Below are 1810 nucleotides of genomic sequence, written 5' to 3' on the forward strand. Positions count from 1 at the left end.
ACCAACGACCCCCACCATGTCAAGGTGGTGCTCTAACCAACTGAGCTATGTGCCTGCTGTGGGGCGCATAATACGCAGGTATGCACCTGTCGTAAAGCGAAATTTCATAAAAAAATCAGCAGCTTTAGTGCGCCTGGCTCGCCGAGGCATCGCAGAAAATCCAAGACAACAAAAAAGGGCCCACCTTTCGGTGAGCCCTTCTGGACCGCCCAGCAGGGGCGGATTTGATTTGGTAGGCACAATTGGACTCGAACCAACGACCCCCACCATGTCAAGGTGGTGCTCTAACCAACTGAGCTACGTGCCTGCTGTGAGGCGGCATTCTACGGAATTCCGGAGGGGTGTCAACATCTTTTTTGCAGCTAACCCTATGAATATGCGAATTTTTTATTTGCGACAGGCACGCTCGTGATTTTCGGGTGGCTGGCAGGCAATTTTCAACTCAGGTAGGATCGGAGCACTCGTAAAAAATATAAAACAGAGGTTCCAGGATGGCGAACACCCCCTACCCCCAGTCGTATTACGCCGCGTCCGCCAATGCGGTCCCGCCTCGCCCGACACTGCAGGGCGAAGTCGAAACCGATGTATGCGTGATTGGTGCCGGCTACACCGGCCTTTCCAGCGCACTATTCCTTCTGGAGAACGGTTTTCGCGTGACGGTGCTGGAGGCCGCCAAGGTGGGGTTCGGCGCCTCGGGCCGCAATGGCGGGCAAATCGTCAACAGCTACAGCCGTGATATCGATGTGATTGAGCGCAGTGTCGGCCCCAAGCAAGCGCAACTGCTGGGGCAAATGGCGTTCGAGGGCGGCAAGATCATCCGTGAGCGTGTGGCCAAGTATCAGATCCAGTGCGACCTGAAGGACGGCGGCGTGTTCGCGGCACTCAACAGCAAGCACATGGGCCACCTGGAGTCGCAGAAGCGTCTATGGGAACGCTTCGGCCACACGCAGCTGGAGTTGCTGGACGAGCGCCGTATTCGCGAAGTGGTGGCCTGCGACAACTATGTAGGCGGCATGCTCGACATGAGCGGCGGGCACATTCACCCGCTCAACTTGGCACTGGGTGAAGCAGCCGCAGTGGAGTCCCTGGGCGGTACCATTTATGAACAGTCTGCGGCAGTGCGCATCGAACGCGGTGCCAACCCTGTGGTGCATACCGCCGAAGGCAAGGTCAGAGCCAAATTCATCATCGTCGCGGGCAATGCCTACCTGGGCAACCTGGTGCCGGAGCTGGCTGCCAAGTCGATGCCGTGCGGCACCCAGGTCATCACTACCGCACCGCTGGGCGATGAGCTGGCCAAGACACTGCTGCCGCAGGATTACTGCGTAGAAGACTGCAACTACCTGCTCGACTATTACCGTCTCACCAGCGACAAGCGCCTGATTTTCGGCGGCGGCGTAGTCTATGGCGCACGCGACCCTGCCAATATCGAAGCGATCATCCGACCGAAGATGCTCAAAGCCTTCCCGCAGCTCAAGGATGTGAAAATCGACTACGCCTGGACCGGCAACTTCCTGCTGACCCTCTCCCGACTGCCACAGGTCGGACGCCTGGGCGACAACATCTACTACTCCCAGGGCTGCAGCGGCCATGGCGTGACGTACACACACCTGGCAGGCAAGGTACTGGCGGAGGCGCTGAGAGGCCAGGCAGAGCGTTTTGACGCGTTTGCCGACCTGCCGCACTACCCGTTCCCAGGCGGGCAATTACTGCGCACGCCGTTTGCGGCACTGGGAGCCTGGTATTACGGGCTGAGGGATAAGCTGGGGTTCTGACCCGATCAAACTGTGGGAGCTGGCTTGCCTGCGAT

At 58.7% G+C, this 1810-nt stretch carries 1 protein-coding gene and 1 tRNA gene; one reads left to right on the forward strand and one right to left on the reverse strand.

Features of this window, described 5'->3' with window-relative positions; translation table 11 throughout:
- Window positions 1-230: 230 nt before the first annotated feature.
- Window positions 231-307: transfer RNA gene (locus ACRESD_RS13065), tRNA-Val, on the reverse strand.
- A gap of 184 nt (window positions 308-491) precedes the next feature.
- Here ACRESD_RS13065 and ACRESD_RS13070 point away from each other — a divergent pair.
- A complete protein-coding gene (locus ACRESD_RS13070; protein ID WP_431751280.1) occupies window positions 492-1775 on the forward strand; it encodes an NAD(P)/FAD-dependent oxidoreductase in 1284 nt (427 codons plus the stop codon).
- Window positions 1776-1810 lie beyond the last annotated feature (35 nt).

Origin of the sequence: Pseudomonas sp. (assembly GCF_050739995.1) — a bacterium.
Taxonomy (GTDB): domain Bacteria; phylum Pseudomonadota; class Gammaproteobacteria; order Pseudomonadales; family Pseudomonadaceae; genus Aquipseudomonas.

Coding starts and splice junctions, on each gene's coding strand:
- ACRESD_RS13070 (WP_431751280.1), top strand. CDS start 492: ATGGCGAACACCCCCTACCCCCAGTCGTATTACGCCGCGTCCGCCAAT.